This window comes from Ruminococcus sp. OM04-4AA (assembly GCF_003462585.1).
Lineage (GTDB): Bacteria > Bacillota > Clostridia > Lachnospirales > Lachnospiraceae > Mediterraneibacter > Mediterraneibacter faecis.
Genome location: NZ_QTZH01000060.1, coordinates 1 through 13639, shown reverse-complemented (window position 1 = coordinate 13639; position 13639 = coordinate 1). Strand labels below are relative to the sequence as shown.

Below are 13639 nucleotides of genomic sequence, written 5' to 3'. Positions count from 1 at the left end.
CCAATTTCATCAGATACACTTATTTTGTTACTTATTTTTAGTTATCCATCCAATTGCCAATGCTTTGTGCACCATGATAACTTATAAGTGTTCTAATAAATAGTGTGCAATATCTGTTAGAACACTTCGATGACTTTTATTCATTAAGGAACGAGCATTCAGCTTTGATTTTTTTTGTTGCTGGATATCTGACCTTTCTAAGGTTCATCTGTTATTTGATGTCGCCTCACTTTTACTCTTAATATCTTTATTTTCCTATATATAAGTTATGTCTTTACAAATATCATTAATCATTAGGAGGTTTAAATAATATGTCTGAATACGCAGATCTTATTTTATTATCAAACTGTATTTTTACAGCCACAGAGGAAATACCTTTCTCTGGATATATTGCTATCAAAAACGACCGGATACTTTCTATCGGAAAAGGATTGGCTCCTACTGAACTAATAGGAACAAACACAAAATATCTTGATTATGGGAACAAAACAATTACGCCTGGATTCTCCGATGTACATTGCTTTTTCACAGGTTATTCTGTAGGATTTGTTGGAATAGACTTATCCGCAGCTACTTCTCAAGAAGATATACTGAATTCAATTAAAGAGTATGCGAAAGGAATTCCTGCAGACAAACCTATTTTGGGACATGGTTGGAACTCCGATACAATCCAACCTAATGGAACAGATTTGTTAGATGAGGCTTTTTCCACTCGCCCTGTTCTTCTGTTTGCAAAAGGCTGCGAAACTTGTTGGATGAATCAAGCTGCTATAAATCGTTATCAGTTTACCCCGGAAACCTGTTATCCGGAGAGTTATGTTCGCTTTTTACCAGACTTACTTGGAGATAAAGACTTTATAATTCCGGAATTTAAGCGCTATATTAAAATGATGAACAGTAAAGGAATCACTTCCATCAAAGAAATGGGATTCGATGATTTCTACGGATTTACTGACATTCTCGCAGAACTTGAATCCGAAAACGCTTTAACTATCCGCGTAAACTTTATGAGCCAACCTGTTGCTGAACCTTTTAATCTCTCATATGGCAAGGAAATGCGTGAAAAATTTAAAAGAGAGTTTGTTCGTTTTTCTGGATATAACCAAATGACCGACGGTTCTATAAGCGAACTTTGCGGTGATTTGAAAAAACCTTATTCCTGCGCAGATACGACCTGTGCACAAGACATTGATTGGGATCTTTTAGCAAACGATACCTTTAAAGCTGATACCGAAGGATTTCGTTTCTCATTACATGCTCAAGGAGATGCTGCTATTTCAAAAGTATTAGATATTTATGACTCTTGCCAAAAAGATGAAAATGGAAAACTTATAAATCGTCACAGTATTACCGATCTTGAATTCAGTGATCCAACAGACTTGGAGCGTATGGGAAAATTAGGCGTAATTGCTGAAATATACCCTCAAATTCAATCTATCGCAAATCGAAAAGACAAACTTGCCATGATTGAAGAAAAGATTGGTATGGATCGCGGACAGTATTATTGGAACAGACGTAAAATGGCTGACAGCAATGTGTTATTAAGTTGCGGAACTGATCTTCCACTTCTTATTGATGATATCCCAGAATCTATTTATCATGCAGTCGGAGGATACTTCCCTGAAGGTGGAGAGCCATTTAACAAACAAAATATGCTGACTATTCCTGAGTTGCTAACTGCATGGAGTGCTGGCGGTGCTTATAATCTATATCAAGAGAAAGAGCTCGGCACACTGGAAAAAGGAAAAAAAGCTGATATTGTCGTATTCGACGGAAATCTATTTGAAACAGCTATTGAAGAAATTCGTTCTCGCAAAGTAGAAGTAACTTTTCTCAACGGACGAATCGTATATAGCCATGAATAAATAAAAAAATATCTCTCTTATCTAAACAGTTTATATTCTCTTTAAGAAAGGAATGGAAATATTTATGAAAGAGTCTTATTTTATGGGGATTGATACTGGAACAAACTCTAGTAAAGGTGTATTAATCAATTCTCACGGAGAAATTATAGCAGAACATACAACTGAACATGCAATGACAAATCCTGCCCCAGGTCACTATGAACATGATGCCGACAAAGATTGGTGGGGAGATTTATGTATTATAAGCAATGCACTGATTGAAAAATCCAAAGTTTCACCATCTGACATTAAAGCAATCGGAACAAGTGCACTTGGTGCCGACTGCCTACCTGTCGACGATCAGTGTCGACCTCTACGCAAAGCTATCCTATATGGTATTGATGCACGTGCAACCGATGAGATAGAACAACTCACAGAAATGTATGGGGAAGAACAGATCCGACAGTGGTACGGACGTCCATTATGCTCCAGTGATGTAATGCCTAAGATTCTTTGGATAAAAAATAAAGAGCCAGATATATATGCAAAAACCCACAAGTTTCTAACAGGCTCTAGTTTTATAGCAGCAAAACTTACTGGTAATTATGTAGTCGATCGTTTTTTAGGACTTGCAAGTTTTAATCCACTTTATTTTAATGATGGAACACCAAATCCTGAAACTTGCCTACCAATTTGCCGCCCTGATCAGCTAGCAGAAGTGAAGGAAGCAAATGATATCGCAGGTTATGTAACTGAAACCGCTTCAAAGGAAACGGGTCTTGCAGTTGGTACTCCAGTCATTGTAGGAACAGATGACTCCGGCGCAGAAGCAATCAGCACTGGCGTTGTTGCCCCTGGTAAAATGATGATTCAATTCGGTTCTTCCATTTATATGATTCTCGGGACAAAAGAATTGGTTGATGATGAACGCTTATGGCGTGAAGAATTTATTGTACCAGGACTTTGTGATATATCTGCCGGCACTAATGCTGCAGGCTCTCTTACTAAATGGTATAGAAATACAATTTTCCCAGATGCACTCGAACTAGAGCAAAATGGTGGTCCTGATGCTTATATCACCATGATGCAAGATTTGGATAAAATTCCTGTTGGAAGCGATGGCCTTATTACACTCCCTTATTTTGCTGGTGAAAGAACTCCAATAAATGATCCTCTTGCAAGGGGAATTCTATTTGGATTAACGCTTGCTCACACGCGTCAGCATATGTACCGAAGTGCTTTGGAATCTGTTGCATACTCAGTAAATCAGCAATTAAAGATCATGCTTGAGCACGATGTTCCTATCGACCAGATTTTTGCCGTAGGTGGTGGCGTTAAAAATGACTTATGGATGCAAATTGTTGCAGATGTTACTGGTAAAGAAATCAGTACCCCTGCCATTACTGTAGGTGCGAGTTTTGGCGATGCTCTAATGGCTGCATCGGGAATCAAATATTCAGGCTTTGAATCTTTCAACAAACTTACAGATTTCATTAAACCTGGAAAAACCTATCATCCTAATAAAGAAAACCATGAAGCATATAAAAAATATCAGAATATTTATGATTCTCTTTATCCTGCTACTGTAAACTTAATGCATTGTTTGTCAGACTAATCTTTGTAGATTAGACTTTATAAAGACTATGTGATAATTCTTTCATCAAACAAAAAGTACAGCTGTATGAGTTTTTAATAACTCTTCTGCTGTACTTTTTAAATCTATTATTTTATTCATGAAGCTGAATTGTAAATGAAGTCCTGTCACTTCTGATAAAAGAGCGGCTATACGCAATCGCTCTACCATTATTGTCCCAGTAATCACAACTCAACATAATTAATGCTACTTCATTTGGAATATCTAATAATTTTTTTATCTTACTCGTTCCATCTATAATCTCCATTGTTTGCTGCATACTGGAAATTTCTATTCCATAAAATGCAAAAATATCTTTTATTGTAAAAACTGATGAGTTCACTACTTCTAACTTTGGCAAAACATCTTTTGGTACATATATATCTTCAATTGCCAATGGCTCACTATCCAAAGTTATTTGATGTCGTACACAAAAGATTAAATCATCTGGCTCAATATTAAAATAATTTGCATACTTATTTCCTGCTGGTCTATATATTTTTGCCTGCTCCTTTATCGAAACTCTTTTTGTTCCTGAAGACATTACATTAACAAACCCACCATGTTCATCCAGGTTTTCTTCGTATTTATCACCAACAACAAAAACACCTTTTCCCTGAACACGTCTCAAAATTCCTTCATTAACTAATGTATCTACTGCGTTGCGAACAGTCAATCTATTAATACCATAAGTTTCTGCTAATTTATTTTCAGACGGAATTGCTGTTCCTGGAAGGTACTCTCCCTCTTCTATTCGATTTCTAATAATTTCTCTCAATTGAAGATAAATTGGTGTACGATAACTTAATTTTCCGTCTTCACGCTCTTCATTTTCTTCGGTATAGTTCAATTTATTATCCATAAATCTGCCCTGCTTTTCTCATTATTCACTCTCTATTCTGCTAACAAGCTTGAATTTATCTCCTCTAATTAATTGTTTATAATACATAATTATCACTCCTTCTTCATCTTTCACAACTCCAGATGTAAAAAACAAAGGAGAATCCGGTATTATCTCCAACAACGCTGCTTCTTGTTCACTGGCATATGTAACACTAATATGCTCCTCGCCCGAAATCTGCTTTCTATGATATACATTTTTCAAAATTCGACCCATGCTAGTTTTATCAGTATAATACTTTTCAAAATCTGGATATCGTTCACAATCAAGATATGTTGTTTCCAAAATACATGGAACATCATCTATTTTTCTAAGAAGAATATACTCATAAACCTCTTGTCCGAGCAGAACATGAAGTTTCTTAGAAATCTGTTTAGTTGCTTCAACTTTTCTTACAGAAATAATCTTTTTGCCAAAATAGATCCCTGCTGTCGAAGTTCTCCTACCATTGAATCTACTCCAACCATGTTTCGATTCTTCTTTCCTACAGATACATAAACTCCCGCTCCGTTAACTCTATATAACACCCCACGACCAACAAGTGTATCTACCGCCTGTCTCAGTGTCGTTCTGCTTACTCCCCACATTTCACACAAATCTCTCTCTGATGGAATTCTTGTATTCGGAGCCAATCGATTACTACAATAAAATCTTCCAATTTTTCCACAGCCTCAGTTCCCGGTGGTATACGATATTCCATATTCTTATTCTCCTTACCATTGTTTACAGACCACTTTCAAATGTAAGCTAATTCTATCATCTTTTTCTTCGTTTTCCAACCAAAATATATACCAAACTCAAACGATTATGTGTTTTTAATATTCATCCAATAATAGCAAGCTTCTTTTTCTTCTCCGGTACAAGCCCCAAAGCAATATACATCGACTAATATTATCCATAATCATGAAAAACCACACCATTTTTAAATCACGCCCAAACATACCAATATAAATCCATGTCAGGCCTATCCTTATCCCCCACATTGTTAATATTGCAAATATAAATGGCATTTTTGTATCTCCAATACCATGAAATATACCCTCATATATAATTAACGCTGCATACATAGGCTCACTAATTGCTACAATTCTCAGTAATGACACTCCAAGCACAATAACCTGCTCATCCTTAGTAAAGAAACGTATAATCACTTCTGCTCCGCAAAAAAGACCTATGGCCATTGCTGTCATAATAGAAACAGCCACAATAAGTCCTGAACGTACAACCGATTCTAATTCTAATTCGTCTTTTTTTCCCACAGCATTTCCAGCAAGTGTACTAACTGCAGTTTGAATACCATATCCTGGCACATAAAAAGCCTGTTCAATTGTAAGTGCAATCGAATGAGCTGCTACACTTAGTGTTCCAAGTCCCGCTACTAATGCTGAAAATACAACATAACCACATCCCATAACAATTCTCTCTCCAATTAAAGGCAAGGAAACATTAAAACAATTTTTTAACAATTTTCCTTCCGGTTTCACCTTCATTCCTTTTAGTGTCACCAATGGATTTTGCATTGCAACCCAAAAAATAGTAACTCCACCTATCCCTTGACTAATTGCAGTCGCTATAGCGGCACCTCTTACTCCCAATCCAGCTCCCGGAATACTGAGCAACATTCCAAATACTGAAATCGTAGTATGAGAGCTAATTAAAAGCTGATTTAATATAATATTCAAAAAATTCACACCAATATTTATATAAAGAGGTGTTTTCGAATCCTTGTTTGCCCTTAATACATTTCCAAATATAATCAGGCTTCCTCTCAATATCAACGGACAGTTTACTATAAAAAAATACTCACTTGCATCTCTCCATATTTCCTGACTAGCGCCCATCCACATTGGCAACACCGGACTAATTGCTAAAGCAATCACTGTTTCAATCACGCCAAGAACAAAAATAATCCAAATTGCCTGTGCTGAAGTATGATGAGCAGCTTCCAAATCTCCCTGTCCAGTATATTGGGCAATAAACGAAAGCATTCCCATGCTAACAGCAAACAAAATTCCATTTAACAACCAATTTACAGTGGTTGTCAGACCGACAGCAGCACTTGCAATCGCACCAATCTGACCAACCATTGCAGTGTCTACATAAGCTACAATGGTTTGCAGAGCCTGTTCCAGTATTGTCGGTGCTCCTAAATCCCACAATTCATGCATCTTTGAATTCTTCAAGATTATCCTATTTTTTTCTTTCAAATCAGGCATGATTGTCGCCTCCATTTCACTTGTATTAGCTTTCGAATTATATATGATGTTTTATTTTACCACTATTTTTGTTTGTTTTTTTTACCACTTGTCTATTTCAAATTATATCATTGAGGCATATTTATGTCAATTATCACAATCGTATAAACACTGAAGAACAGTATCTTCATTTGCATAAAAAAACCGCCCAAATCTCTGACTTCAGTCAATAGAATATGAGCGGTATATATTTTATTTTTCTTCTTGGATAATCACGTTAATTGTACGATGTGCCGGCCCATCAAATTCACAGAAATATATTTCTTGAGCACCACCTCTTACCATTTCACCATCTATCACTGGAAAATGGCAATGATTTCCAGTAAGCATTGCTTTCAAGTGTCCTGTTGGATTTCCTGCTGTACTACCATAATCTCGAAGCATTCTTGCATGGCTATACGGATAATCTTCTGGTATTAATCGTCCCAGGAAATTCTCAATATCACTTTCCAGACATTCTAATGCTTCGTTCACAGTTACACCTGTTGTTGTGTGCTTTGTAAGAACCGTAACGGTTCCATTCTGAACTCCACTTCTTTTTACAATATCCAAAACTTTCGGAGTAATTACTGTATATTCATTATATTCTTTTGTTAATAATGTAATTGATTCAACATACATCTTCTTTACGCCTTTCTATTAGGAATTCCACCTAAGAACTCAATTGCGTTTTCCCCACAAATTAAATCCAAAGTACTTTCACGAAATCCCAGTTCTTTAATTGCATGTGCCATTCTGATTTGCTCAAATCTCGGATTATTACTTCCAAACATTACCTGATGTCTCAAACTCCGATCAATCCATGTCATCGGAACATCTCTTGTCAACATCTGTGTATAAAACTCCTTAGCATTATCAAAATACAATGCGCCAGTATCTGTATATACATTAGTATACTTCAACATCAACATAGCTGTCTCTCTACACCATGGCCATCCAAAATGTGCAAGACAAATTTTTAATTTTGGTCTTGCTGCTGCCAGTTCCTCAAACATTTCTGGGCGACAATATTTTGTTAATGTATCCGGTTCCCATGACATTCCACTATGGAAAATAATTGGTTTTTCATATTTTTCACAAATATCATACAGTGGCATCATTCTTTCATCCGTTGGATAAAAATGCCCTTTACCTGGATGTAATTTCAAACCACTTAATTTTAATTCTGCAAATGCTTTCTCCAATTCTTCAGCCGCATCTTCTGCAAACGGATCAACCCCCGCAAATCCAATAAACTTATCTGGTGCCATGTTAACAAGTTGACTAATTTCCTCATTGCTTACCAGCACTTTTCCACCTTGCTGTGTACGATAATCTTCTGGAAGTAAGCATAAATAATCCAAGCCTGCACATTTCATTTGATTAAAAATATGTTCCAATGGCGCCGTTCCATTTTTATGAATATCTAATGTATTATGTCTTAGTTCTTCCAACTCTGAATCTTGATTGATTGGTTCATAAAAAGCTGGATGAACATGCATATCTATAAACATATTTCTCTTCCTTTCTGTATTTTATCAATATCTAATTTCTTTTTCCCATACTCTACTCTACCCATGGTTCAAATACCTGAACTACCGAAGCCGCTACTTCTGCACCTTTTTTTAAACATTCATCTATACTTTTACCATTCAATATTCCATAAAGAAATCCTGCAATGAAACTATCTCCAGCTCCAACTGTATTGACTACTTCTGCCTTTTCAATACCACCTACATAGAATCTTTCACCATCCCATGCAAGACTACCATCTTCACCGAATGTGACAACAGCAATTTTCATTCCACGACTCACTTTATCTTTTAAAAACTCTTCAATCTTAGCATCCCTTCCTTCATGATAAGAATAAAATCCATAAGTAACATATGGTAAGGTTTCTTCTACTAACGGATGATCCAGTCTATCTGCATAATCAAAAGCAATTGGAATTCCTTTTGCTGCAATCTTCGGTAAGGTATTCTCAGCTTTTCCCCAAAGTGCTGTATGAACGAGATCATGCTCTGCCGCAAATTCAATATCTTCTTCATCAAAAACAATATTCTCCAATACACCTTCTACATAATCACCATGCACACGGTCTTTTCCATCCATATCCATATAAGTTACTGCTGTGGCACCATCGCCAATTTTTAAATGACTAATGTCTACCCCTTCTTTTTTTAATGTCTCTAACATCCATTTTCCATTTTCATCATTACCTGTTGTACTGATAATCGAAACAGGGATTCCAAGTTTTTGAAGATTCACACCTGTATCAACAACATTCCCTGTTGGATATTTTTTTCCAATACGTTCATAAACATCAATACAATTGTCTCCTATTTCTGCAACTCTCATCTTTTCTCCTCCATATAATTCAAAATAACCGTTATTGGTTTTCTTTTTCATTTAACAAATAATGTTCACTGACCATAGTAACCTCTGGGTGCATCTTCCAATTTAATCTGTTCCTCGCTTAATACCGGAATCTTTTTTCCTGTTGCAAGAACACTCAGATAAATTTCACAAGTCTCTTCCAGATACACAGCTGAACTCAGTGTCTGCTCCAGTGTCGTTCCATAAATGATTGCTCCATGTTGTTTTAAAATTACTGCTTTACCTTTCTTCTGCGCATACTCTACCGTCGAAACTCCCATCCCCTTGTCACTGCTAATCGTAAACGGAGCTACTTTTACGCTGTCATGAAGCTCATCTACCATCGTAGTAGAAATAACCGGAACCTCCTCCGTAACCAAACTGACTGCCACTGCTTTCGGCTGATGTGTATGCAGTACTACATTTACATCCGGCATCTTTTCAAAGATATACAGGATTGCTTCCAAATCACTTGTCGGCCTTCTTTTCCCTTCTATTGTTTCCCCCTTTCCATTTACAAGCACAATATCCTCAGGAATCATCGAATCATAAGCCATCGCCGAAGGAGTTACTAAAAATGTACCATCTTTCATTCGGAGACTGACATTCCCCCCTGACAGCATTACCAGGCCATAGTGCTCCATTGCTCTTGCACATTCAATTAATTCACAGCGTTCTTTCTCATATTTCATTTTTTATCACCTCCTTTTCATATTTTCTACCAAGCGCAAGCAGCCTTGCATAAGATTCTGACGGATTATTGCTTCCAAATACTGCCCTGCCTATTACAACTCCATCTGCACCCGCTACAATCACATCTTTTAAATTATCCTCATTAATTCCACCATCCACCCAGATTCTTGTATTTTTCCCTAATATCTTTCTTGCTTTTGATATTTTTTTCAAAACACCTGTCTGAAACTTCAATCCTTCTGCATCTGCTTCACATGAAACCAAAATAAGTTGCTCAATCCGGTCAACATATGGTTCTATAAATTCAATCGGAGTTTTTACATTCAATGCAAGCCCTGCTTTTTTTCCATACTGATGTACACTTCCCAAAAACAAACTTGGAAAATCCAAACTTTCCACATGTGCACAAATCATTTCCACTCCTGCTTCACATAACGGCTCAACATATTCCATCGGATTAAGGACTTCTAAATGAGCATCCAACGGAATCTCTGTACACTCTGCAACACCTTTGACAACTTCCATTCCAAAACTGATTCCTCTCACAAAATTTCCGTCGTCAATATCCAGATGCAGATGTTCAAACCCTTTCAGTTTACCAATTACTTCTCTTAAATCAAGTAAATCTGCCGAATATAATGATGGACTAATCGTAAACATTACTTTTCTCCTCTACTGCAATTTTTCCGCAAGCAAATCCACTGCTGCTAACGCCGCTTCATAACGTGCAAACTTCTCGGCATAAATCTCTTTATACTCACTTCTCGGCTTATAAACTTTTCCTACATGTACCATATGTTCTACAGCATCTTCCAGATTCTTAAATACACCGCCGGCAACGCCTGCACACATAGCAGCACCTTTTGCTCCCGGCTCTCCTGCCTCTAGTGTCTCTATTGGAATCTGCAATGCATCGCACAACATCTGCGACCACACTTCACTATTGGATATTCCACCAGAAAGTCTGGCTTTTGAATATGTTTCCAATGATCTCTTCAAATTATATACATGGTGCATACTTGAGAATGCAATTCCTTCATATACCGCACGAAGCATAACACTTTTATCGTCACCACCGGTAAGATTCAAAAATGCGCCATGCGCATTTTCATGAGTTGCGCTTCCGAAAAGATAAGGAACAAATATCACTTTGCATTCTTCCGGTTTTACAGATTCAACCTGTTTATTACACACTATATAAATTTCATCCGCTGAAAGTTCCTGTTTTTCCGGTCTGACAAAATGATTCAGATACCAGTTTAAATTACTCGCCGATGTCGGTGTTGAATCTTCCATAATATAGTAATCTTTCATGTAACTCAGTGTTACTGTATTCTTCTTCTTTTCGATTTCCCTTGGAGCTTCTTTACTTAAATACTCATTAATCGACCATGTTCCTGCAATCAAACATAATTCCTGATCTGATAAAACACCACTTGCCAGTGCATTTGCATCAATATCAAAATATCCTGCCGCTACCGGAGTCCCCTCTGTCAGACCTGTCATTTTTTCTGCCTCTTTCGTAACATAACCGCTTATATCTGTACTTTCCAAGATTTTGGGCATTTTTGAATAGCAATCTTCTATTCCAAGGATTTCAAAAATTCTCCTGTCATATCTGCGCGTATCCAAATTCACCAGACATCCTGACGATGCATCTGTAATTTCACCTGCAACTTTTCCGGTCAGTCTGAATCGGATATAGTCCTTCATAGACATGATCCACTTTGTTTTTTCTAACACCTCCGGCTTATGATCTCTGAACCACGGCAGAAGAACCGCCGGCTGTGCAGCCCAGGTTGTCTGTAATGTATAAGGGAAAATTTTCTTTTCGGTTCCATCCTCTCTAAATTTTTTACAATAAGAAGAAGCTCTTTCATCTGTAGATATAATCGCCGGATACACAGGTTTCCCTTCTTCATCCAGCAGAACCATTCCATTCCCATATCCGGTAACACCAATTGCAACTACGTCTTCTCCCGGTATCTCTGCTTTTTTCAAAACCGCTTTTATCACTTTAACATTTGCTTCCCATACATTTTCCACATCACGCTCTGTAAAACCCGCTTCCGGTATATTCATCGGTATCTGTGTACGTGAAATCGCAAGTTCTTTTCCATTCAAATCGTAAACAGCACACTTTATATCACTTCCACCATTATCAATTCCCAGTAAATACATTTACTTATCCTCTATCACTTTATCATATCATATTCATGATGAAGCATTTTACTGATAATTTCTGCAACTGCATCATGATTATTGTCATATTCTGTTACAAAATCTGCTACATCTTTTACCTCCGGGAGGGAATTTGCCACTGCTATTCCCACCCCGGCATGTTGAAGCATATCTATATCATTATAATAGTTTCCAACTGTAAGAATATCTTCGTGAGCTATGTTAAGACTTTCGGCCAGAATCTTTATTCCCCTCCATTTAGAAACACCTGATGCCATAATATCAACGCACCCTGGTTCTGAATTAACATAATAGATTTCCGGCAAATATTGGTCGATATATTCTGCTACTCTCTGAAGATCAGAAGTTGCCATAAAACCTTCAATTCCATTTTCCCATCCAGCTTCTTCCATGGAAGAAATAACTTCTGGAATCACACCTACCTCTCTGGCATATTCCATCGTTTGTTCTGTCATTTTTGTGACTTTCCAGATCATTCCATCACAGATTTGAAGTTGAAGATTTTTTTCAAAGCAATATGCGAGTAGCCTTCTGCAAACTGCAGGCGGAATCAGCTTATTATAAAGCACTTCTCGATCACAGCAGCGAAGAATTTTACCCCCTGTGTTTAAAATATGATAATCCACAATCCATCTTTCATCGTCTTTTAATGTAAGCATGTCAATATCTCTTCGACCGCTTACATACGCAATCACATGTCCTGCTCTTTTCGCCTCTTCGATTGCTTTTTTACTCGCAGTTCCCATACTGTAATCATCTCGCACTGCTGTTCCATCTATATCCATTGCCAACAGTTTACGTCCCATTATTTATCCTCTCATTCTCCAAGGGTTTCTCTGTATTTGTACACAACTTCCATAAATTCTTTTACTCTGTTGACATCTACTCTATTTTCAAAAACCCCATCCACTTTAAACGTTGTTCCCACAACAGCTGCATCTGCTGTTGTAAGTTTTCTTTCAATTGTATTGAGACGGCATCCTGTATTACAAAGAACAACAACATCTTTATTTGCTTCTTTTACGCTTGCAATCAACGCATCATCCACATCCTGTCCTGCTGCATTTGCAGAAATACACAGACCATCCGGAGCGGCTTTTGCCATTGTTGATTTTGCAATATCTGCCAACGGTCTTGTATCCAGATTACGATCCGATTCTGGGTTAATAAAATATAACATTTTCAAATCTTCTAAAGGGAGTGCGGCTTTTCTTCTTAGTAAACTACTAAAATCATTATTATAAAGTCCACCATCACCCACATACACACCACAAAATGTTCCGCGAACAAATTGCGCTTTTACCGCAGCTGCAAGTTCTAAACATGCTCGCCCATCACTAATTGCGTCTACTCCATATGGTACCTTAATCTCAGATCGTAAATTCCCAATTACATATGCCATTGCCGCAGGAGTCACCATATCCATATTTCGCTGGTAGGGCAAACTAAATTCATTGCTAAAAATAATCCCATCTACACCACCATCTTGTAGTGCATGTAAGTCTTCACGTGCATGTTCTACCACCTTATCCATATCATTTTCCGACTTGTATAATGGATCCCCTGGTAGTGGATCAATGTGAAGCATTGCAATAATTGGTTTCTTAACTCCAAACATCTTTTCAGTCCATAACATTTCCTTTTCCTCCTAAACAACTTTGTATTTTTTAATACATTCGATATGTATGAATTATATCACTTGTATGAATATTGTCAATATTCTATTTTAATTATCTTATAAAAAAAAAATCTATAA

15 protein-coding genes are annotated in these 13639 nt (G+C 37.1%); 2 read left to right on the top strand and 13 right to left on the bottom strand.

Annotated elements, in window-relative coordinates; genetic code table 11:
* Positions 1-311: 311 nt before the first annotated feature.
* Complete coding sequence (locus tag DXB52_RS13175) at positions 312-1865, top strand: amidohydrolase (RefSeq protein ID WP_118107710.1); 1554 nt, start codon at positions 312-314, stop codon at positions 1863-1865.
* Between the two features lie 64 nt (positions 1866-1929).
* A complete protein-coding gene (locus DXB52_RS13170; protein WP_055158210.1) occupies positions 1930-3459 on the top strand; it encodes an FGGY-family carbohydrate kinase in 1530 nt (509 codons plus the stop codon).
* A 112-nt stretch (positions 3460-3571) separates the two neighbouring features.
* On the opposite strand, the gene DXB52_RS13165 is transcribed toward DXB52_RS13170, so the two are convergent.
* From DXB52_RS13165 to DXB52_RS13115, 13 genes are all read right to left on the bottom strand, one after another.
* On the bottom strand, positions 3572-4339 hold the full coding sequence (locus tag DXB52_RS13165; protein ID WP_117569741.1) for a GntR family transcriptional regulator: 768 nt from the start codon (positions 4337-4339) through the stop codon (positions 3572-3574).
* A 21-nt stretch (positions 4340-4360) separates the two neighbouring features.
* A complete protein-coding gene (locus tag DXB52_RS17435; RefSeq protein WP_472520198.1) occupies positions 4361-4747 on the bottom strand; it encodes a GntR family transcriptional regulator in 387 nt (128 codons plus the stop codon).
* Between the two features lie 23 nt (positions 4748-4770).
* A complete protein-coding gene (locus tag DXB52_RS17430; protein WP_472520195.1) occupies positions 4771-4965 on the bottom strand; it encodes a GntR family transcriptional regulator in 195 nt (64 codons plus the stop codon).
* Positions 4953-5078, bottom strand: coding sequence for a hypothetical protein (locus tag DXB52_RS17425; RefSeq protein ID WP_472520193.1), 126 nt, complete (start codon positions 5076-5078; stop codon positions 4953-4955). Before DXB52_RS17425 ends, DXB52_RS17430 begins: the two co-directional genes overlap by 13 nt.
* 115 nt (positions 5079-5193) lie before the next feature.
* A complete protein-coding gene (locus DXB52_RS13155; RefSeq protein ID WP_226871435.1) occupies positions 5194-6594 on the bottom strand; it encodes an MATE family efflux transporter in 1401 nt (466 codons plus the stop codon).
* Between the two features lie 231 nt (positions 6595-6825).
* Positions 6826-7254, bottom strand: coding sequence for a secondary thiamine-phosphate synthase enzyme YjbQ (locus tag DXB52_RS13150; protein WP_054752161.1), 429 nt, complete (start codon positions 7252-7254; stop codon positions 6826-6828).
* A 5-nt stretch (positions 7255-7259) separates the two neighbouring features.
* Positions 7260-8126: an amidohydrolase family protein gene (locus tag DXB52_RS13145; RefSeq protein WP_055146655.1), complete on the bottom strand. Its 867-nt coding sequence runs from the start codon at positions 8124-8126 to the stop codon at positions 7260-7262.
* 52 nt (positions 8127-8178) lie between these two features.
* A complete protein-coding gene (frlD, locus tag DXB52_RS13140) occupies positions 8179-8970 on the bottom strand; it encodes a fructoselysine 6-kinase (protein ID WP_055146652.1) in 792 nt (263 codons plus the stop codon).
* A gap of 65 nt (positions 8971-9035) precedes the next feature.
* Positions 9036-9680: a class II aldolase/adducin family protein gene (locus tag DXB52_RS13135; RefSeq protein WP_101874995.1), complete on the bottom strand. Its 645-nt coding sequence runs from the start codon at positions 9678-9680 to the stop codon at positions 9036-9038.
* On the bottom strand, positions 9670-10341 hold the full coding sequence (locus DXB52_RS13130) for a ribulose-phosphate 3-epimerase (RefSeq protein ID WP_117579572.1): 672 nt from the start codon (positions 10339-10341) through the stop codon (positions 9670-9672). The genes DXB52_RS13135 and DXB52_RS13130 overlap by 11 nt, the downstream gene beginning before the upstream one ends.
* A 12-nt stretch (positions 10342-10353) precedes the next feature.
* Positions 10354-11862, bottom strand: coding sequence for an FGGY-family carbohydrate kinase (locus DXB52_RS13125; protein ID WP_117570127.1), 1509 nt, complete (start codon positions 11860-11862; stop codon positions 10354-10356).
* A gap of 14 nt (positions 11863-11876) precedes the next feature.
* Positions 11877-12689: an HAD family hydrolase gene (locus tag DXB52_RS13120; protein WP_117570128.1), complete on the bottom strand. Its 813-nt coding sequence runs from the start codon at positions 12687-12689 to the stop codon at positions 11877-11879.
* An 11-nt stretch (positions 12690-12700) separates the two neighbouring features.
* The gene (locus tag DXB52_RS13115) at positions 12701-13519 is read right to left on the bottom strand and encodes a BtpA/SgcQ family protein (protein ID WP_101874991.1); all 819 of its coding nucleotides are present in this window, start codon (positions 13517-13519) and stop codon (positions 12701-12703) included.
* Positions 13520-13639: the final 120 nt, after the last annotated feature.

Excerpts from the sequence above, each read along its gene's own strand:
- DXB52_RS13120 (WP_117570128.1), bottom strand. The coding sequence starts at position 12,689 with ATGGGACGTAAACTGTTGGCAATGGATATAGATGGAACAGCAGTGCGA.
- DXB52_RS13135 (WP_101874995.1), bottom strand. The coding sequence starts at position 9,680 with ATGAAATATGAGAAAGAACGCTGTGAATTAATTGAATGTGCAAGAGCA.
- DXB52_RS13170 (WP_055158210.1), top strand. The coding sequence starts at position 1,930 with ATGAAAGAGTCTTATTTTATGGGGATTGATACTGGAACAAACTCTAGT.
- DXB52_RS17430 (WP_472520195.1), bottom strand. The coding sequence starts at position 4,965 with ATGTGGGGAGTAAGCAGAACGACACTGAGACAGGCGGTAGATACACTT.
- DXB52_RS13175 (WP_118107710.1), top strand. The coding sequence starts at position 312 with ATGTCTGAATACGCAGATCTTATTTTATTATCAAACTGTATTTTTACA.
- DXB52_RS13130 (WP_117579572.1), bottom strand. The coding sequence starts at position 10,341 with ATGTTTACGATTAGTCCATCATTATATTCGGCAGATTTACTTGATTTA.
- DXB52_RS13165 (WP_117569741.1), bottom strand. The coding sequence starts at position 4,339 with ATGGATAATAAATTGAACTATACCGAAGAAAATGAAGAGCGTGAAGAC.
- DXB52_RS17425 (WP_472520193.1), bottom strand. The coding sequence starts at position 5,078 with ATGGAATATCGTATACCACCGGGAACTGAGGCTGTGGAAAAATTGGAA.
- frlD (WP_055146652.1), bottom strand. The coding sequence starts at position 8,970 with ATGAGAGTTGCAGAAATAGGAGACAATTGTATTGATGTTTATGAACGT.
- DXB52_RS13115 (WP_101874991.1), bottom strand. The coding sequence starts at position 13,519 with ATGTTATGGACTGAAAAGATGTTTGGAGTTAAGAAACCAATTATTGCA.
- DXB52_RS13145 (WP_055146655.1), bottom strand. The coding sequence starts at position 8,126 with ATGTTTATAGATATGCATGTTCATCCAGCTTTTTATGAACCAATCAAT.
- DXB52_RS13155 (WP_226871435.1), bottom strand. The coding sequence starts at position 6,594 with ATGCCTGATTTGAAAGAAAAAAATAGGATAATCTTGAAGAATTCAAAG.
- DXB52_RS13150 (WP_054752161.1), bottom strand. The coding sequence starts at position 7,254 with ATGTATGTTGAATCAATTACATTATTAACAAAAGAATATAATGAATAT.
- DXB52_RS13125 (WP_117570127.1), bottom strand. The coding sequence starts at position 11,862 with ATGTATTTACTGGGAATTGATAATGGTGGAAGTGATATAAAGTGTGCT.